Annotated in this window: 14 protein-coding genes; 9 read left to right on the top strand and 5 right to left on the bottom strand. The window is 66.7% G+C overall.

Annotation, left to right across the window (positions count from 1 at the left end):
• Nucleotides 1-140: 140 nt before the first annotated feature.
• The 3 genes from phnF to TSB10GB4_RS17700 all read left to right on the top strand — a co-directional run bounded on the left by phnF (nt 141) and on the right by TSB10GB4_RS17700 (nt 2,689).
• Nucleotides 141-899 carry a phosphonate metabolism transcriptional regulator PhnF gene (gene phnF, locus TSB10GB4_RS17710; RefSeq protein WP_186396816.1) on the top strand — a complete coding sequence of 253 codons (759 nt, stop codon included), beginning with the start codon at nt 141-143 and terminating at the stop codon, nt 897-899.
• Nucleotides 900-1,019: 120 nt separating this feature from the next.
• Entirely contained in the window at nt 1,020-2,324 is a 1,305-nt protein-coding gene (locus tag TSB10GB4_RS17705; protein WP_186396815.1) for an FAD/NAD(P)-binding oxidoreductase, read from the top strand.
• Nucleotides 2,325-2,335: 11 nt separating this feature from the next.
• Nucleotides 2,336-2,689: a DUF5368 domain-containing protein gene (locus TSB10GB4_RS17700; RefSeq protein ID WP_186388070.1), complete on the top strand. Its 354-nt coding sequence runs from the start codon at nt 2,336-2,338 to the stop codon at nt 2,687-2,689.
• A gap of 28 nt (nt 2,690-2,717) precedes the next feature.
• On the opposite strand, the gene argE is transcribed toward TSB10GB4_RS17700, so the two are convergent.
• Both argE and doeA read right to left on the bottom strand, forming a co-directional pair.
• Nucleotides 2,718-3,881, bottom strand: coding sequence for an acetylornithine deacetylase (gene argE / locus TSB10GB4_RS17695; protein WP_186396814.1), 1,164 nt, complete (start codon nt 3,879-3,881; stop codon nt 2,718-2,720).
• Nucleotides 3,882-3,899: 18 nt separating this feature from the next.
• Nucleotides 3,900-5,084, bottom strand: coding sequence for an ectoine hydrolase DoeA (doeA, locus tag TSB10GB4_RS17690; RefSeq protein ID WP_186396813.1), 1,185 nt, complete (start codon nt 5,082-5,084; stop codon nt 3,900-3,902).
• Between the two features lie 192 nt (nt 5,085-5,276).
• On the opposite strand from doeA, the gene TSB10GB4_RS17685 reads away from it, so the two are divergent.
• From TSB10GB4_RS17685 to TSB10GB4_RS17675, 3 genes are all read left to right on the top strand, one after another.
• Nucleotides 5,277-5,762 (top strand): Lrp/AsnC family transcriptional regulator, encoded by a 486-nt coding sequence (locus TSB10GB4_RS17685; protein ID WP_208984856.1) that lies wholly within the window; start codon nt 5,277-5,279, stop codon nt 5,760-5,762.
• A gap of 144 nt (nt 5,763-5,906) precedes the next feature.
• Nucleotides 5,907-7,394, top strand: a complete 1,488-nt coding sequence (locus tag TSB10GB4_RS17680) for an NAD-dependent succinate-semialdehyde dehydrogenase (protein ID WP_186396812.1) — start codon at nt 5,907-5,909, stop codon at nt 7,392-7,394.
• Between the two features lie 31 nt (nt 7,395-7,425).
• Complete coding sequence (locus TSB10GB4_RS17675; RefSeq protein ID WP_186396811.1) at nt 7,426-8,796, top strand: aspartate aminotransferase family protein; 1,371 nt, start codon at nt 7,426-7,428, stop codon at nt 8,794-8,796.
• Nucleotides 8,797-8,858: 62 nt separating this feature from the next.
• On the opposite strand, the gene TSB10GB4_RS17670 is transcribed toward TSB10GB4_RS17675, so the two are convergent.
• On the bottom strand, nt 8,859-9,359 hold the full coding sequence (locus TSB10GB4_RS17670; RefSeq protein ID WP_244570945.1) for a MarR family winged helix-turn-helix transcriptional regulator: 501 nt from the start codon (nt 9,357-9,359) through the stop codon (nt 8,859-8,861).
• Between the two features lie 214 nt (nt 9,360-9,573).
• On the opposite strand from TSB10GB4_RS17670, the gene TSB10GB4_RS17665 reads away from it, so the two are divergent.
• The 3 genes from TSB10GB4_RS17665 (at nt 9,574) to TSB10GB4_RS17655 (ending at nt 14,391) form a co-directional block, all read left to right on the top strand.
• Complete coding sequence (locus TSB10GB4_RS17665) at nt 9,574-11,349, top strand: N-acetylglutaminylglutamine amidotransferase (protein WP_186396810.1); 1,776 nt, start codon at nt 9,574-9,576, stop codon at nt 11,347-11,349.
• A gap of 133 nt (nt 11,350-11,482) precedes the next feature.
• The gene (ngg, locus tag TSB10GB4_RS17660) at nt 11,483-13,234 is read left to right on the top strand and encodes an N-acetylglutaminylglutamine synthetase (protein WP_244570956.1); all 1,752 of its coding nucleotides are present in this window, start codon (nt 11,483-11,485) and stop codon (nt 13,232-13,234) included.
• Nucleotides 13,231-14,391, top strand: coding sequence for an osmoprotectant NAGGN system M42 family peptidase (locus TSB10GB4_RS17655; RefSeq protein WP_186396808.1), 1,161 nt, complete (start codon nt 13,231-13,233; stop codon nt 14,389-14,391). Before ngg ends, TSB10GB4_RS17655 begins: the two co-directional genes overlap by 4 nt.
• Nucleotides 14,392-14,470: 79 nt before the next feature.
• Here the strand turns inward: TSB10GB4_RS17655 and TSB10GB4_RS17650 are convergent, their stop codons facing one another.
• Both TSB10GB4_RS17650 and TSB10GB4_RS17645 read right to left on the bottom strand, forming a co-directional pair.
• A complete protein-coding gene (locus tag TSB10GB4_RS17650) occupies nt 14,471-15,556 on the bottom strand; it encodes an NAD(P)-dependent oxidoreductase (protein WP_186396807.1) in 1,086 nt (361 codons plus the stop codon).
• Between the two features lie 13 nt (nt 15,557-15,569).
• Nucleotides 15,570-18,245, bottom strand: a complete 2,676-nt coding sequence (locus tag TSB10GB4_RS17645; RefSeq protein WP_186396806.1) for a nitrate reductase — start codon at nt 18,243-18,245, stop codon at nt 15,570-15,572.

Raw genomic sequence — 18,245 nt, 5'->3', positions numbered from 1 at the left:
GACAGTTCACACTGTACGCGGATCGAGTGACGGAGGCATGACGGGCCGCGCCAATCCGCGATCCGACCGGGTGGCTGTCTGAGCCGGCGTCTTTGCTCTAGAAGGAAGATGGCGGCCGAACCGAGGGCGAAAGGAAGCGCATGACCGGCATTGAACGGCAAACGGGCGTTGCCCTGTGGCGGCAAATCGCCGACGAGATTCGCGCCGCCATCGGCAATGGCGATCATGACGACACAGGTCGCCTGCCGACGGAGGCGGTGCTCGCCGCCCGTTTCGACGTCAACCGCCACACCGTGCGTCAGGCTCTCGCAGCGCTTGCCCGAGAGGGCATCGTCGAAACCGTTCAGGGCCGTGGTACAGCCATCGTTCCGCGCCGCCGCGTGACCTATCCGATCGGCCCCCGCACCCGGTTTTCCGCCGGCCTCGGCGGACAGGTGACACAGGCCGTCACCCGTTTGATCGACGTATCGGAAGAGCCGGCCTCTGCCGACCTCGCCGCCCTGCTGCACCTACAAGCGGGCGCGCCTCTCCTCAAGCTGGAAACGCTGGGCGAGGCAGACAGCATCCCCCTGTCGCGCGCCGTCCACTGGTTCGATGCACGCCGGTTTGCCGGCCTGCCCGATGCTTACCGCCTGGAAGGGTCGATGACGCGGGCGCTCGCCGCTTGCGGCGTCCCGGACTATATCCGTCTTTCGACCGAAATCTCGGCCGCTCCGGCCACCGCATCCGACAGGGCAGACCTTGCGCTGCAGCCTGGAGCCGTCGTGCTTCTCACCCGTTCGGTGAACGCGGATTCCGAAGGACACCCGATCCAGGCGAGCCACAGCCGCTTTGCGGCCGAACGGGTCAGTCTGTCGGTGGCCAACGACCGCGACAAACCCCTCCCGGCGCACGGCTGAGAGCATCGCGCTTGCGCCAGATCACTGCATGACGTATATAATTTATATTATTCGCAACTACGAATGTAAAGGGGTGTTGGGCCGTTGAGCGAAACGCATCCCGATCAGGAGGAAACTGCCTTGCTTGCCAACAGACGACAGTTTCTCGCGCTGGCCGCCGCTGCGTCAGCGCTTGTCGCGCAGACTGGCTCCGCGCGTGCCCAACCGGTGGCGACCGGAGCACAGATCCTCATTCTTGGAGCCGGTGCTGCCGGCACGGCGCTTGCCAATCGTCTGGCGACGCGGCTGCCGGGTGCCCGGATCACGCTGCTCGACCCTCGTCAGGCACACTACTATCAGCCCGGCTTCACCCTGATCGCCGCCGGCCTGAAGCCCGCATCCTACTCGGTCTCCACAACCGCCGAGTGGCTGCCCCGCAATGTCGACTGGATCGCGGAAGCTGCCGCGGAAGTCGATCCTGAGGCCAAGCGCGTGGTCACGACGTCCGGGCGCGCCCTCTCTTACGACTACCTTGTCGTCGCGACCGGCCTGAAGCTCGACTTCGACGCGATCGAGGGCATGTCGACGGATCTGATCGGCAGCAACGGCATCGGAGCCGTATATGCCGGCCCAGATCAGGCCGCCGCCACCTATGCGGAAATGAGCCGCTTCACGGAAAAGGGCGGCACCGCCCTCTTCACCCGCCCCGCGACCGAGATGAAATGCGCGGGCGCCCCGCTCAAATATGCCTTCCTCACCGACGATACGGCCAGACGCAAGGGCACCCGCGACAAGGTGAAGATCATCTACGCCGCGCATGGCGGCGCCTTCTTCTCGGTGCCGATCGTCAACGAGAAGGTCCGCATGCTGTTCGAGGAGCGCGGCTTCGACACGGTCAAGAACCACGTGATGGTCGCCATCGACCCGGGTAAGCGCATCGCGACCTTCGATACGCCCGAAGGGCGCAAGGAGATCGGCTACGACTTCACCAACGTCATCCCGCCGATGCGGGCACCCGACGCGATCCGCTTCAACAGCCCGCTCTCCTGGCAGGAAGGCCCGTTTGCGGCTGACGGCTGGGTCGAGGTCGACAAGCATTCCTTGCGCCACCTGCGCTATCCCGAGGTCTTCGCCATCGGCGACATCGCCGGCGTTCCCAAGGGAAAGACGGCCGCCAGCGTCAAATGGCAGGTGCCCGTGGTCGAAGACCATATCGCGGCCCAGATCGCCGGCAAGGAAAGCACCGCCAGCTATGACGGCTACACGTCCTGCCCGCTGATCACCCGTATCGGCCGGGCCATGCTCGTCGAATTCGACTACAAGGACAATCTCGTCCCCTCCTTCCCCGGCCTGATCGCGCCGCTGGAGGAATTGTGGGTTTCCTGGCTGATGAAGGAGATCGCCCTGAAAGCCACCTACAACGCCATGCTGCGCGGCCGCGCCTAAGGGAGGACGCCATGAAGGAACTCACGCTTTCAACCATGATCGCCGTGTTCGAGGAGATGTTCGGACCGGCGCTGTTCTGGCTCCTCGTCGTGGTTGCCGCGGCGATCACGGTGGCCTTTATCTTCGTCCTGCTGCGCCAACGCCGCCTGGTCGGCAACTGGCTGCTGCGCGCCGAGTTGCTCGCCCCTATCGGAGCGCTCGCCGCGATCTACTTCGTGCTGACGATCACCAGTTCCGGTTTTTCCGATCTTGGCGGGCCGATCGACGCGATCGTGATGATCCTGATCGGCGTTGCCGGCGCCATCGGACTGACCATTCTTGCCTATGTGGCGCAGGCCCTGATCGGAAGCCGGCGGGTTCAGTAACGCCGCCCGTCGAAACGATGCCGGACGCTCACGCGACTGCGAGGCGTCCGGCAAGCCGTTCAAGCATCGCCAGACAGGCGTGCAACTGCTCCAGCGAAACGAACTCATCCGGCTTGTGAGCCTGGGCGATCGAGCCCGGCCCACAGACGACCACCGACATGCCGAGTTGCTGGAAAAGCCCGGCCTCAGTTCCGAAGGACACCACATCGGCGCCGTTGGCGCCCGTCAGTTCGGCAACGATGCGCCGGGCCTCGTTTTCCTCGACCGGTTCGAGGCCAGCGACCTCGCCCACCACCTCGCGGCGGATCGAGGCCTGCGGATGCACGCTGCGCATGGCCGGCAACAGCTCGTCATGGACATAGGCATCGATGGCCTCGCAGACGAAAGCACGGTCGGCTTCAGTGACGGGGCGCATCTCCCAGTCGAGGCTGGCCAGCCCGGGAATGACGTTGTGCGCCACCCCTCCTATCAGCCGTCCGAGTTGCAGCGTCGTCCAGGGCGGCTCGAAGCGGCTGGCCGCCGGTGCCCTCCCCTTCAATTGCTCCTTCAGCTCCATCAGTCGTATGCCGTAGCGCAGCGCGTATTCCACCGCATTCACCCCCGCATCGGGGACGGAGCCATGCCCTTCCAGTCCGCGAAAGGTCGTGGTGTATTCGCAGCAGCCCTTGTGTCCCTCGATGATCCGCATCTGCGTGGGCTCGCCGATGACCGCGAGCGCCGGCCGCACCCCCATGCCAGGCAGCTCGCTCACAAGCTTGCGCGCGCCAAGGCAGCCGACCTCCTCGTCATAGGTCAGGCAGATGTGGACGGGGCGCGACAGCTTCGACGCGGCAAAGAGCGGCGCCGTTGCCAGCACCGCGGCGATGAACCCCTTCATGTCGCAGGCGCCGCGCCCATAGAGCAGCCCGTCCGCCTCGCGCATGCGGAATGGATCGGACGACCAGTCCTGATCCGCCACCGGCACGACATCGCTGTGGCCGGACAGGACGATTCCGCCATCCTCGCCCGGACCGATGGTCGCGAACAGGTTGGCCTTGCTCCCGGTTTCGTCGACCATCACCCGGGTGTCGGCGCCAAGATCTCCCAAGCGGTCGGCGGCCCAGGCGATGAGTTCCAGGTTGCTGTCGCTCGAAACGGTGGCGAAGGCGATCAACTCCCCGAGCAGGCTTTTCGTGTCGTCGATCAGCGCCATGCGGTCCCGCGTCCCATCTCAGTCCTTGACGAAGAGCGCGCGCGGGCGGTTGCACAGACACTCCGCCGGCCCGTCCTCCCGGATCAGGATGCTCTCGGTGATCTCGAGCCCCCAGTTGTCCATCCACAGGCCGGGCATGAAGTGGAAGGTCATGCCCGCTTCCAGCACCGTATCGTCGCCCGGACGCAGCGAGATCGTCCGCTCGCCCCAGTCCGGCGGATAGGAGACGCCGATCGGATAGCCGCAACGCGCCGCCCGGTCGATGCCCGCCCGCTCCAGCGGAGCGCCCAGCGCCCGCGCAATGTCGCTGGCCCGGTTGCCCGCACGCGCAGCTTCCAGCCCCGCCTCAAGGCCCTCCACCAGTGCGGCCTCCGCGTCGAGCAGGTATTGCGGCGGCTTGCCGAGATAGACCGTTCGGCAGAAGGGCACGTGATAGCGGCGGTAGCAGCCGGCGATCTCGAAGAACGTCGCCGTGTCGGCGGCGATGTGCCGGCCGTCCCATGTCAGGTGCGGAGCGGCGGCATCCGAGCCGCTCGGCAGCAGCGGCACGATGGAGGGATAGTCGCCCCAGGCATCCTCGGTGCCGCGGATCGCATCGGCATAGATGTCGGCGACGAGATCCGTCTTGCGCATGCCGGGATGGATCCGGTCGAAGATGCCGTCGATGATCTTCTCCGAGATCCGGGCAGCGCGACGCATGAACACCAGTTCCTCGTCGGACTTCACCGCGCGCTGCCAGTTCACCAGCGCCGTCGCATCGACAAAGGTCGCCTGCGGCAGCTCTTCCTGCAGGGTCAGGAAGGCCTTGGCGGAAAAATAGTAGTTCTCCAGCTCGACGCCGATCCGGGCTTTCGCCAGACCCGCCTCGCGGATCAGTTCCGCCAGCGTCTGCATCGGATGGCAGATCGTGGACTGGACATAATGGTCGGGATAGAAGGCAACCCGTTCATCCGCCATCCAGACCGTGCGCACCGCGCCGTTCGCGTCCTGTCGCCGTCCCCACCAGATCGGATCGACGTCATGGAACACCAGCACGCCCTGGTGGACATAGAAGGACCAGCCGTCATAGCCGGTCAGCCAGGCCATGTTGGCGGGATCCTCGACGAACAGCACGTCGATATCCTTCTCGCGCATTGCCTTGCGGACCTTTTCGAGCCGCCTTGAGAACTCCGCATCAGAAAACGGAAGATCAGTGCCCGGCATTCCTGTCTCTCCTCGTCGGCCGGCTCCATCGACCGGAGGCTTCACGCGACCAGCCGGCAAATCGTTCTGCACTTTGCACGCTGGCCCTACCCTTTGAAAACCCGTCAGACGGAGGCCGAGGTCGACGTCTTGCACTGTCCAGTGTCGTCTGGCAGATGGACTCTCCTGCCCCAATCCCGCTATGACGCCTGCATGATCCGCCTCGACGACCGCGACATCGCCATTCTGAAGGTGCTTTCCCGCGAAGGCCGCCTGTCCAAGGCGGAGCTGGCGCGCCGGATAAACCTCAGCCCGACCCCCTGCTGGGAGCGTCTGAAGCGGCTCGAAAAAGCCGGAGTCATCGAGGGCTATCGGGCCGAGGTCGCCCTGCGCAAGACCGCCCCCCACGTCACCGTCTTTGTGACTCTGGAGCTGGAAAACCACAGTTCCGCGGCCTTTCAGGCCTTTGAGCGGGCTGTGGAGGCATATCCGGAGATCGTCCAGTGCTGGGCGCTCGGTGGTGGTTTCGACTATCTGCTGCAGGTGGTCACCCGAGACGTCGACAGCTATCAGCGGCTGATCGACCGCCTCCTAGACCAGGGGCTCGGGCTTGCCCGCTACTACACCTACATCGTCACGAAACCGGTGAAAACCGGGTACGCCCCGCCCCTTGATCTGCTGCTTGGCAAGGCAGACTGATCGGCCTGCCGGTACGCCGCAAAAAAGACGAATCGTCTCCCCGGCAGGTCTGGTTAAGACGCTTGTTCCCCCGTTTTCGCGCCATGCTGTCCCTGTGCCGCACATGGCGGCGCACTGACCCCAGCCACATGCGGGAGACGGAACATGACGGCACCGAACACCAGGTCCGCGGAACGGACCGCCCCCCTTCTCGACGATGCCCGCCTGCTCAGGCAGTTCTCCTATGTCGCCGGACGCTGGTCGGCGGCGGCGGACGGCCGCACCTTCCCGGTGCGCAACCCGGCCGACGGCAGCCGCATCGGCGACGTGGCAAGCCTCTCCGCGGACGAGGCGCGTGCCGCCATCGATCCCGCCCATCGCGCGTTTGCAGACTGGTCGGCCCTGCTTCCGCAGCAGCGGGCGCATCTGCTGCGCCGCTGGTTTACGCTCATTTGCGACAACCGCGAAGACCTCGCCCGGCTGATGACGCTGGAGCAGGGCAAGCCGATTTCCGAGGCGCGCGGCGAGATCGACTACGCCGCCGCCTTTGTCGAGTTCTACGCCGAGGAAGCCCGCCGGCCGGACACGCAGAGCGTCACCTCGCACCTGCCGGACGCGGAGATGGAAACCTGGCTCGAGCCGGTCGGCGTGGCAGCGCTGATCACCCCCTGGAACTTCCCTTGCGCGATGATCACCCGCAAGGCGGCCGCGGCCCTTGCCGCTGGCTGCACCGTCCTCGTCCACCCCTCGCATGAGACGCCCTTCTCGGCTCTGGCATTAGCCGAATTGGCGGAGCGCGCGGGCTTTCCGGCGGGCGTGTTCAACGTCGTCACCGGCGATGCGGCAACCATTGTCGGGACGTGGATGGAGGACACTCGCGTGCGTGCCGCGTCCTTTACCGGCTCCACCGAAATCGGCCGCCTGATCTACCGTCAGGCCGCCCCGACGGTGAAACGTCTGGTGCTGGAACTCGGCGGCCACGCCCCCTTCCTCGTCTTTTCCGACGCGGATCTCGACCGCGCGGTCGCCGAGGCCATCAAGGCCAAGTTCGCAACCTCCGGTCAGGACTGCCTCGGCGCCAATCGCTTCCTCGTCGCCCGGCCGCTCTACAAGGCGTTCTGCAAGCGCTTCGCGGAAGCGGCTGCGGCGCTCTCCGTGGGGCCAGGGCTCGAAGACCCGGCCATCGGCCCCTTGATGAACGAGCGCGCCGTCGCCAAACAGGAGGCACATGTCGCCGATGCGCTGGAGCGCGGCGCCAAGCTCCTCACCGGCGGCAAGCGGCTTCCGGCCGGTCCGCTCTTCTACGCGCCGACCGTGCTGTGCGACGTACCGGAGGACGCGTTGATCATGCGTGAGGAGACCTTCGGCCCGGTAGCGGCGATCCGCCCCTTCGACAGCGAGGAAGAGGCCATCGGAATCGCGAATGACAGCGAATACGGCCTGATCGCTTACATCCACAGCGAGGACCCGCGCCGCATCTACCGCCTGTCACGGGCCCTGCGCTACGGCATGGTCGCGGTCAATCGCACCAAGGTGACCGGAGCGCCGATTCCCTTCGGCGGCATGAAGCAATCCGGCATCGGCCGGGAGGGCGCGGCCGATGGCATGCGCGCCTTCATGGACCTCAAATATGTCTGCCGCGACTGGGCCTGATGCCCATCGGCCTCAACCAAGGGAGCTATCCATGCTGACCAACGACCAACTCGACAAGTGGGACCGGGAGAACTTCTTCCACCCTTCCACCCATCTGGCGCAGCATGCGCGCGGCGAAAGCCCCTCGCGCATCGTCACCGGGGGTGAAGGCGTCTTCATCCAGGACCGCGACGGCAACCGCCTGCTGGATGCGTTCGCGGGGCTTTACTGCGTCAATGTCGGCTACGGCCGCACCGAGATCGCCGAGGCCATTGCCGCCCAAGCGAAGGAACTCGCCTACTATCACGCCTATGTCGGTCACGGCACCGAGACTTCGATCACGCTGGCGAAGATGGTCGTCGAGCGCGCACCCGCCAACATGTCCAAAGTCTATTTCGGCCTCGGCGGTTCGGATGCCAACGAAACCAACGTCAAGCTGGTCTGGTACTACAACAACGTCCTCGGCCGGCCACAGAAGAAGAAGATCATTTCGCGCTGGCGCGGCTATCACGGCTCCGGCCTGATGACCGGCTCGCTCACCGGTCTGGAGCTGTTCCACAAGAAGTTCGACCTGCCCTTCGCCCAGGTGCTCCACACCGAGGCGCCCTACTATTTCCGCCGCCCTGATCTCGACATGAGCGAAGCGGAGTTCACTGCCCATTGCGTCGCCAAACTGGAAGAGCTGATCGCAAGGGAAGGTGCCGACACCATCGCAGCCTTCATCGCCGAGCCGGTCCTTGGCACCGGCGGCATCGTGCCTCCGCCCGCCGGCTACTGGGAAGCGATCCAGCGCATTCTGAAGAAGCACGACATCCTGATGATCGCCGACGAGGTGGTCACCGGATTCGGACGCCTCGGCACCATGTTCGGCTCCGATCACTACGGCATCGAGGCCGACATCATCACCATCGCCAAGGGCCTGACCTCGGCCTATGCGCCGCTGTCCGGCTCGATCATCTCGAAGAAGGTCTGGGAAGTACTGGAGCGCGGCACCGACGAGAACGGCCCGATCGGCCATGGCTGGACCTATTCCGCCCATCCGATCGGTGCCGCCGCCGGCGTCGCCAATCTCAAGCTCATCGACGACATGGGCCTTGTCGCCAACGCCCGCGAGACCGGCGCCTATTTCAACCAGGCCATGCGTGCCGCCCTCGCCGACCACCCGAAGGTCGGCGACGTGCGCGGCGAGGGGCTGCTGTGCGCGGTGGAATTCGTCGACGACAAGGTCTCGCGCCGCTTCTTCGACGCCTCCGCCAAGGTGGGCCCGGCGGTCGCCAGTGCTCTCCTGAAGCGCGGCGTCATCGGCCGTGCCATGCCCCAGGGCGACATTCTCGGCTTTGCCCCGCCGCTTTGCCTCACAAGCGCGGAGGCCGACCGCGTCGTCGAGGCGACGTGCGCCGCCGTCGCCGAGGTCTTTGCCTGAACCGGCAAATCACCAACACGGCACAAGAGGGCTGGAGCACACGCTCCGGCCCTTTTTCTGGCTTAGGCTGATAGACCCGCTTCGGCAGGGCCGTTGCTGGTTCCGCCTCCGGGCTCATCCGGCTCCAGCAGATCGGCAACCGTGTGGAACGCGCGGATGATCGACGCCTGCTCCTCGGCGCTCATCGCCGCCATGCCGGAAAAGAAGCGCTTGTGAATGAGCGGCGGGGCCTCGGCCAGCACCGCCTTACCGCTTTCAGTCAGCTCCGTGTGGACGATGCGGCGGTCGACCGTACTCCGGCGCCGGGTGATGAGACCGCGAAGCTCGAGCTTCTCCAGGATCGTCACCGTCGTCGGCGGGCTGATATTCGCCACACGCGAGATCTGCGCCGTTGTCGCCGCCGCGAAGTCCCGCACCGCGTTAAGAACGACGATCTGCGGGATCGTCAGGCCGGTCTCACGCGCCACCCGTTTCGACCGGACATCCATCGCCTGCACGATCCGCCGGATCGAGCGAATGACATCGCTTGCATCCTTTTGGGCGGCTGCGCGTTCCTCCGTCACGGCTCTCTCCTAGCGCTGGATCCTATCCGATGGCTTGCACAAACAATTACAGCACAAAATATTTGATTTCAAATGATTTGTATTCTAACTAATAACGCAAGCCAGCCGCCGAAGCGACGGGCCCCGCGCCCTTTCTGGTGGCAGATGTCATCCGCAAGCCTCCGGGAAAACCGGCCTTGCGGCAACACGAGAAGTAGCAAAGGGGCTTCCTTTCATGTGCGGTATTGCCGGCGAATTTCGCTTCGATGGACAGTTTGCGGATGCGGAGGCGGTCGCCCGGATGACCCAGCGTTTGTCGCCGCGCGGTCCCGACGGATCCGGCGTGATGGCACAGGGGCCTGTGGCGCTTGGCCATCGGCGGCTGAAGATCATCGACCTGTCGGAGAAGGCGGCCCAGCCTATGGCCGACCCGGCGCTGGACCTCGCCATCGTCTTCAACGGCTGCATCTACAACTATCCGGAGCTGCGCAAGGAGCTGGAGGCCAAGGGCTACAGCTTCTTCTCGCACGGCGACACCGAGGTGATCCTCAAGGCATTCCACGCCTGGGGCGCCGATTGCGTGAAGCGGTTCCACGGCATGTTCGCCTTCGCCGTCCATGACCGCCGCGACGGGTCGGTCACGCTCGCCCGCGACCGCTTCGGCATCAAGCCGCTCTATCTCGCGGAACGGGGCAAGCGCCTGCGATTCGCCTCCACCCTGCAGGCCCTGCTGGCCGGCGGCGACGTCGACACGGGTATCGACCGCGCCGCGCTTGCCTGCTTCATGAGCTTCCATGCAGTGGTGCCCGCTCCCCGTACGATCCTCGCGGGCGTGCGCAAGCTGCCGCCGGCGACCGTGCGCCGGATCGAGGCGGACGGGCGCTCCAGCGAGCACCGCTACTGGAACGCCTCCTACACCCGCCGCGAGGAAGACAGCAGCCTGTCCGCCGACGACTGGCGTGACCGGGTGCTGGAGGCGCTGCGCCTCGCCGTGCGTCGCCGCATGGTCTCGGACGTTCCGGTCGGCGTGCTGCTGTCCGGCGGCGTCGACAGCTCGCTGATCGTCGGCCTGCTCGCCGAGGAGGGCCAGAGGGACCTGATGACCTTCTCCATCGGCTTCGAGGAGGCCAATGGCGAGAAGGGCGACGAATTCGTCTATTCCGACCTGATCGCCGAACGCTTCGGCACTGATCATCACAAGATCTTCGTGCCCTCGGCCGACCTGATGACGTCGCTGCCCGACACCATCGCCGCCCAGTCGGAGCCGATGGTCTCCTACGACAATATCGGCTTCTTCCTGCTGAGCCGCGAGGTGTCCAAGCACATCAAGGTGGTGCAGTCAGGCCAGGGCGCCGACGAGGTGTTCGGCGGCTATCACTGGTACCCGCCGCTCGCCGGCTCCAACGATGTCGTCGCCGACTACGCCCGCGTCTTCTTTGATCGCTCGCGCGAGACGCTGGGCCGCCACCTATCGCCCGAATGGATTACGGACAAGGACGAGGCCCTCGACTTCGTCGCGGCTCACCTGATGCAGGACGGGGCTGAAACCCCGGTCGACCGGGCGCTGCGTCTCGATGCCGAGATCATGCTGGTCGACGATCCCGTCAAACGGGTCGACAACATGACCATGGCCTGGGGCCTGGAGGCGCGCGTTCCCTTCCTCGACCACGAACTGGTCGAACTGGCCGCGCGCATTCCGCCCGAGCTGAAGCTGGCGCAGGGCGGCAAGGGCGTTCTCAAGGAGGCAGCGCGCAAGGTCGTCCCGCATGAGGTGATCGACCGCAAGAAGGGCTACTTCCCCGTCCCCCAGCTCAAATACATCCAGGGCCCCTATCTCGACATGGTGCGCGATGCGCTCACCTCGGCGCCGGCGCGCGAGCGCGGGCTGTTCCGGCAGGACTATCTCGACAGCCTCTTCGCCGACCCCACAGCACATATCACGCCGCTCCAGGGCTCGGAACTCTGGCAAGTTGCCCTGCTCGAACTCTGGCTGCAGACCAACGACATCTGAGGATACGACGATGACGGCAAGCAAGACCGGCGGCACCGGGGGAAAGCGTGGCGACGGGTCGGGGCGCACACCCCGCGACCCCCGCCAGAAGGACGCACGGCACCGGGACGCCTATTCGCATCGGCTCAAGCGCATGCGTGAGCACGGCCTGAAGCCGCCGATCGACAATCAGCCGAGCGATGCGCCGGCGGTCACCGTCGACTGCGCCCTCGACCTCGGCTGGGGACGCCTGATCTTTGGGCAGACCTTCTCCGAGCCGGAACGGTTGGTCGCCACGCTGGAGGGCGAGTTGCCCGACCGCCGCGACATCGCCGTCTATGTGCGCGACCCGCATGTGCTCCTCGCCAACGCGCCGCAGGAGATCTTCCTCGATCCTTCGCACACGTTCCGGCTCGACCTTTCCACCTACCGCGCCTCCAAGCGTGCGCCCTCGGGCTTCTTCCTGCGCCGCCTGACGTCGCAGGCGGATGCGGAGGAGATCAACCGCATCTACGCTGCCCGGGGCATGGTTCCCGTGCCGCCGGATTTCTTCTGGTCGAAGCGCGACGCTCGGTCCATCTGCTACTTCGTGGCGGAGGACGAGGTCAGTGGAGAGATCCTCGGTACCGTTACGGGCGTCGACCATTTCCGCGCCTTCAACGATCCCGACCGCGGCGGCTCGCTCTGGTGCCTCGCGGTCGATCCTCAGGCGCGCCATCCCGGTGTCGGCCAGGCGCTCGTGTGCCATCTGGCAGACTATTTCACCGCCCGCGGCCTTGCCTATCTCGATCTCTCGGTCATGCACGACAACGAGCAGGCCATCGCGCTCTACGAGAAGCTCGGCTTCCACCGGGTGCCCTACTTCACCGTCAAGCGGAAGAACCCCTTCAACGAAACCCTCTTCACCGGCCCTGACGTCGATGACGCACTCAACCCCTATGCGACGATCATCGTGCGCGAGGCGCGCCGACGCGGCATCCGTGTCGAGGTGACCGACGCCGAACGCGGCTTCTTCTCCCTGTCGCAGGGCGGACGTACGATCCGTTGCCGCGAGAGCCTGAGCGAGCTTACCAGCGCCGTCGCCATGTCGATCTGCGACGACAAGACGGCCACGCGAAAGGTGGTCGAAGGGGCCGGCGTGCAGGTGCCGGCGCAGATCCTCGCCGATGCCGGCGACAGCGTGCTCCAGAACTTTCTGGCCCAGCATGGCAAGGTCGTTGTCAAGCCGGCTCGCGGCGAGCAGGGCCGCGGTGTCTCCGTCGGGCTTGCGAGCAGGGAGGACATGCGCGCGGCGATCGAGGAGGCCCACCAGCTCTGCGACACGGTGCTGGTGGAAGAGTATGTCGAAGGTCAGGACCTGCGGCTGGTCGTTATCAACTACCGACTGGTCGCGGCGGCCGTCCGCCGGCCGCCAACCATCGTCGGAAACGGCCGCAGCAGCATTCGTGAACTGATCGAGGCCCAGAGCCGCCGCCGCGCTGCCGCCACCGGGGGCGAGTCCCACATTCCGCTCGACGCCGAGACGCGGCGCACCATCGCCCAGGCCGGCCACGATCTGGACGACGTGCTGACGAGCGGCGCCGAGCTGCAGGTGCGCCGCACCGCCAATCTGCACACCGGCGGCACCATCCACGACGTCACCGACATCGTCCACCCGACACTCGTCGAGGCGGCTGTCCGCTCGGCCCGCGCCATCGACATCCCGGTGACGGGCATCGATCTGATGGTCGCCTCGCCCACCGGCCCCGACTATCGTTTCATCGAGGCCAACGAGAGACCGGGCCTCGCCAACCACGAGCCGCAGCCTACGGCGGAACGCTTCGTCGACTTGCTGTTTCCGCTCTCGATGCCGGCGACCGCCCGCCAGGCCGTCATCGACCAGCATGCGAACCAGGGGGCGGCATGACGCGGCTGACCATCGATACCGATTATCTCGCGCAGACCCTGAAGGCACTGCTCGCGATCCCGAGCCCGACCGGCTACACCGACACCGTGGTGCGGCATGTTTCGGCCGAATTGGAACGGCTGGGGCTGCCGGTCGAACTGACCCGGCGCGGCGCCATCAGGGCGATCCGCCGCGGCCATCAGACGCGAGGTGCGCGCGCCCTTGTCTCGCATCTCGACACGCTCGGCGCCCAGGTGAAGTTCCTCAAGGACAATGGCAGGCTGTCGCTGGTTCCCATCGGCAACTGGTCGGCCCGCTTTGCCGAAGGCGCCCGCGTCACTCTATTCTCGCATTCCGGCGCCTATCGCGGCACTATCCTCCCTCTCAAATCCTCCGGTCACACCTTCAACCACGAGATCGACACCTCACCGATCGGCTGGGACCATGTGGAGTTGCGCGTCGACGCGCTTGCCTTCGGCCGCGCCGATCTCGACCGGCTCGGCATTGAGATCGGCGATATCATCGCCATCGACCCGCAGCCGGAATTCCCCGACAACGGGTTCATCATCTCCCGTCATCTCGACAACAAGGCCGGCGTCGCGGTGATGCTCGCCGCACTGAAGGCCATGACCGAGGCCGAGGCCGAAACACCGGTCGACATCCACTGGCTCTTCACCATCGCCGAGGAAGTCGGCGTCGGGGCTTCCTCGATCATCACCCACGACGTCGCCTCCCTGGTCGCCATCGACAACGGCACCACCGCGCCGGGACAGAATTCGAGCGAGTTCGGCGTCACCTTCTCCATGGCCGACCAGACGGGCCCGTTCGACTATCATCTGACGAAGAAGCTGGTGGAGCTGTGCCAGGAGCACGACATCCGCTACCAGAAGGATGTCTTCCGCTACTATCGATCCGATTCCGCCAGTGCCATCGAGGCCGGCGCCGATGTGCGCACCGCATTGATCACCTTCGGCGTCGACAGTTCGCATGGCTATGAGCGCATCCACATGCATGCGCTGCGTTCGCTCGCCGAACTGATCACCGTCTATGCGTCGAGCCCGGTGGAGATCCCGCGCGACTACCAGGAAACGGCCGGCGTCTCCGGCTTCACCCGCCAGCCGACGGCGGAGGCGGAGCAGACGCTGACCCCCGACGCCGAGAACTCCGATCTGCCGTAGCGAACCTTCACGCCGCGCCACGGCACTGCGCGTGCGTTCATCGGCGGGCGGCAAGCCAGCCGGGCCCCGGCCTGCGATGTCATTCCCGTCCCATCGCGCGACGGGACACTACAGCGACACCCGCCGCCTCGCCGTCCGCGGCATCCCCGACACCCGGCACCAGCCGGCTTGCCACACCCTGCCGGTGCAGCGCATCGAGAAACGCGGCCGCTTCCTCGCTGCTGCCGTCGCCCGGGACCAAACGCACGACCTGGCGTCCCTGTGCCGCCAGTTGCGCCGCCAACGCCACGCCCTCGCGATCCGGCGAACCCTTGCCGCTGACACCGGCAACCAGCAGCCGGCGTGCCTCCCGCCGTGCCAGATCCAGCACCTCGCCAGATACCCCCTCGCCATAGAGGACCACATCCGCGCCTTGCAGCGCGCGGATCGCCTTCATGGTCAGGTGCTCCGCTGGCCCCGGCCCGGCACCGACCAGCGTCACGGATCCGGTCTCCATCGCACCGGCCAGCGCCAGCCGCGACACCACCGCCTCCCAATCTCGCCCACCCCCGACGGGCGGCCGGCCCGAGAAGGCCTGGCCGGAAAAGTCTTCCCAGAACAGCCGCCGGCGGCGGCCGGCGGGCAGCCGCGCCATCACTCCGGTCCTGATGCGCGCGGCGAGAGCGGCCCAGTCGGCGAGCGCATTCGGCAGCAGGGTCTCGATCCGCTGGCGGATCGCCTGCCCCAGGATCGGCGCGGCCCCGCTTGTCGAGATGCCGATGACCACCGGCGAGCGGTTGACGATGGAGCCGAACTGGAAGTCGCAGAAATCTGGCCGGTCGATCACGTTGCACGGCACGCCGGCGGCTTTCGCAGCGGCGGCGAAGCGCTCTGCCTCCCTGTCGTCCTCGGCATCGGCGAGCGCCACCGCCATGCCGGCGAGGCTGTCCGGGCTCCAGTCCCTGGCATGATGGACGAGCCGGCCGTCGACGGCGGCGTCCTCCAGCAGGCCGCGCATCGCATCGCCCGGCTCGGGCGAGCAGACATGGACCTCGGCGCCGGCTGCCGCCAGCAGTTCCGCCTTCCAGGCGGCCGCATCGCTTCCACCGGCGACCAGGACCGGACGACCGGCCAGCGGCAGAAATACCGGCAGGCAGGCAAGCTTGCCTACCCGTGGCGCCCTCACGCCCTCCACTCCCTCAGACGGCTTCCGCAATCGGCGCATGATCCGCTTCCTCCTGTTCGAGCCGGGCAAGGATCGCGCCGATCTCCGAACGGCAGGAACCGCACTGGGTCCCGGCCTCCAGCGCCTCGCCGATCGCCGCTACGCTCACCGCGCCTCCGCGCGCAGCCGCAGCGATCTGGTTGATGCCAATGCCGCGGCAGGAACAGACGATGGCGCCGATGTCCCGCGCGGCACCGCCGGGACGACCCGCCAGCAACGAGAACCGCTCACGCTCCGCAAGCGCGCCACTGGCAAGCAGCCCCGACGCCCAACTGCGCGACACGGCCACCGGCGCGCGCGAGAAGAAGAACGCAGCAAGGAGCCGCTCTCCCTCGAACCAGGCCATGCGCAGGTCGCCGCTCGCCGTGTCCAGGTATGAAAGGCCTGCTGCTGGACCGCAGCCGGACAGCCGGCCTGCAAGGGCGACAAGGTCCACGTCATCCGCCCCGGCGCATTCCAGCCGGACGCCGCCGTCCGCCGGCGCCAGTGCCCAGTAGTCGGTGCCGACGCTTGCCGGGCACGCTCTCATCACCGCAAACCCGTACCAGCGCGCGGCGAAGCGCCGGACCGAGACCGGCGTGAACTTCGATCCCGGCTGCCCGGAGATCGGGTCCGTCTCAGGCGCCACGACCGCATCGATCCGTCCAGTGGAGGAAAACTGCCCGCTCCAGTGCATCGGCGCGAAGACCGAGCCTTCCTGTGCCCGCTCGCTCACCAGCACCCGCAGCAAGGCCCGCCCATGCGGGCTTTCGACCACGGCGAGATCCGCGTCCTCGAGCCCGGCCGTCGCGGCATCGCGCGGGTGGATCTCGCAGAACGGTTCGGCGAGATGGGTGAAAAGGCGCGGGCTCAGCCCGGTCCGGGTCATCATGTGCCACTGGTCGCGAATGCGGCCCGTATTGAGCACCAGCGGATAGCGCCGCGGATTTGTTCGCGGCGGCACATAAGCGACCGGCACCAGCACCGCCCGCCCGTCGCCGGTGTAAAAGCTCCCGTCGCCAAAAAACCGCGCCCGGCCTTTCTTTGCACCCGCCGGCTGTGGCCACTGGAACGGCGCCAGCGTCTCGTAGTCCTGCGCCGCAATCCCGGCATGGGCGCCGATGTCGAAATCCCGCCTGCCGCCATTGCCCGCTGCCGAGAGCGCTGCATGCTCGCGGAAGATGTCGACGGGCGCGCGGTAGTCGAACGCGTCCGCATGGCCCATCCGCCGCGCCACCTCGGCAAGTGCCCACCAATCCGGCCGCGCCTCGCCGGCAGGTGCGCGAAAGGCCCGCTGCCGCGAGATCCGGCGCTCGGAATTGGTGACCGTGCCGTCCTTCTCGCCCCAGGCCGCCGCTGGCAGCAGCACATCGGCATGGGGCACCGTGTCGGTGCGGCGGGTCACGTCGGAGACGACGACGAAGTCGCAGGCCTCAAGCCCCGCGCGCACCGCATCCGCATCCGGCAGGCTGTCGACCGGATTGGTCGCCATGATCCAGATCGCGCGGATGCGTCCCTCGCGCACCGCCTGAAACATCTCCACGGCTTTCAGCCCCGGTCGCTCGGCGATGCGCGGGCTTTGCCAGAAGTCCCGCACCAGCTTGCGATGGTCCGGATTTTCCAGCGCCATATGCGCCGCCAGCATGTTGGCGAGGCCGCCGACCTCGCGTCCGCCCATCGCGTTCGGCTGGCCGGTCACCGAGAAGGGGCCGCAGCCCGGCCGGCCGATCCGCCCGCTCGCCAGATGCACGTTGAGGATGGCATTGACCTTGTCGGTGCCGGTCACCGACTGGTTCACGCCCTGGCTGTAGACGGTCACCGTCCTCGGCGTCTCCGCCACCCAGCGGTAGAACAGGGCGATGTCACTGGGTGCGAGACCCGTCTCGCGCGCCACCGCTCGCAGGTCTGCCGGACCGGCGGCGGCAAGCGCGGCCTCCACGCCGCTCGTATGCCGCGCAAGATAGGTCCGGTCGAGCTTGCCCACCTCGGCAAGATGCGCGAGCAATCCGTTGAACAGCGCCACGTCCGTGTCGGGACGAAGGGCTAGATGCAGGTCGGCGACCTCGGCCGTCGCCATTCGCCGCGGGTCCACCACCACGACCCTGAGCCCGGGCCGCGCCGCCCGCGCGGCCTCCAGCCGCTGGAACAGCACCGGATGACACCAGGCAAGGTTGGAGCCGACCAGCACCACGAGATCGGCCTGCTCCAGATCCTCATAGGTGCCGGGCACCGTATCGGCACCGAAGGCGCGGCGGTGCCCCGCCACCGACGAGGCCATGCAGAGCCTGGAATTCGTGTCGATATTCGCCGAGCCGATAAAGCCCTTCATCAGCTTGTTGGCGACATAGTAGTCCTCGGTGAGGATCTGACCCGACACATAGAAGGCGACGCTGTCCGGACCGTACTCGGCAATCGCTTGCGAGAACTTCGCCGCGACGAGATCGAGCGCCGCTCCCCAGTCGGCCCGTTCGCCGCCGATTTCCGGATGCAGCAGCCGCTCAGCGTCGACAAGCGTATCGGCCAGCGCCGATCCCTTCGAACACAATCGTCCGAAATTTGCCGGATGGTCCGGGTCGCCGGCAACGCTGACCCGGCCGTCGTCATGACGGGTGGCGATCACCCCGCAGCCGACACCGCAATAGGGACATGTCGTGCGCACGCTGTCCGGCAT

Origin of the sequence: Stappia sp. TSB10GB4, assembly GCF_900185745.1 — a bacterium.
Taxonomy (GTDB): domain Bacteria; phylum Pseudomonadota; class Alphaproteobacteria; order Rhizobiales; family Stappiaceae; genus Stappia.
The sequence above is the reverse complement of the archived record's forward strand: the minus strand, read 5'-3'. Positions and strand labels throughout refer to the sequence as shown.

What these genes read in the sequence shown, in the direction of transcription:
- doeA (WP_186396813.1), bottom strand. Translation starts at nt 5,084, where the DNA reads ATGCCGGGCACTGATCTTCCGTTTTCTGATGCGGAGTTCTCAAGGCGG.
- TSB10GB4_RS17645 (WP_186396806.1), bottom strand. Translation starts at nt 18,245, where the DNA reads ATGCCGGACAGCGTGCGCACGACATGTCCCTATTGCGGTGTCGGCTGC.
- ngg (WP_244570956.1), top strand. Translation starts at nt 11,483, where the DNA reads ATGCGTGAGCACGGCCTGAAGCCGCCGATCGACAATCAGCCGAGCGAT.
- TSB10GB4_RS17700 (WP_186388070.1), top strand. Translation starts at nt 2,336, where the DNA reads ATGAAGGAACTCACGCTTTCAACCATGATCGCCGTGTTCGAGGAGATG.
- TSB10GB4_RS17665 (WP_186396810.1), top strand. Translation starts at nt 9,574, where the DNA reads ATGTGCGGTATTGCCGGCGAATTTCGCTTCGATGGACAGTTTGCGGAT.
- TSB10GB4_RS17675 (WP_186396811.1), top strand. Translation starts at nt 7,426, where the DNA reads ATGCTGACCAACGACCAACTCGACAAGTGGGACCGGGAGAACTTCTTC.
- phnF (WP_186396816.1), top strand. Translation starts at nt 141, where the DNA reads ATGACCGGCATTGAACGGCAAACGGGCGTTGCCCTGTGGCGGCAAATC.
- argE (WP_186396814.1), bottom strand. Translation starts at nt 3,881, where the DNA reads ATGGCGCTGATCGACGACACGAAAAGCCTGCTCGGGGAGTTGATCGCC.
- TSB10GB4_RS17685 (WP_208984856.1), top strand. Translation starts at nt 5,277, where the DNA reads ATGATCCGCCTCGACGACCGCGACATCGCCATTCTGAAGGTGCTTTCC.
- TSB10GB4_RS17680 (WP_186396812.1), top strand. Translation starts at nt 5,907, where the DNA reads ATGACGGCACCGAACACCAGGTCCGCGGAACGGACCGCCCCCCTTCTC.
- TSB10GB4_RS17655 (WP_186396808.1), top strand. Translation starts at nt 13,231, where the DNA reads ATGACGCGGCTGACCATCGATACCGATTATCTCGCGCAGACCCTGAAG.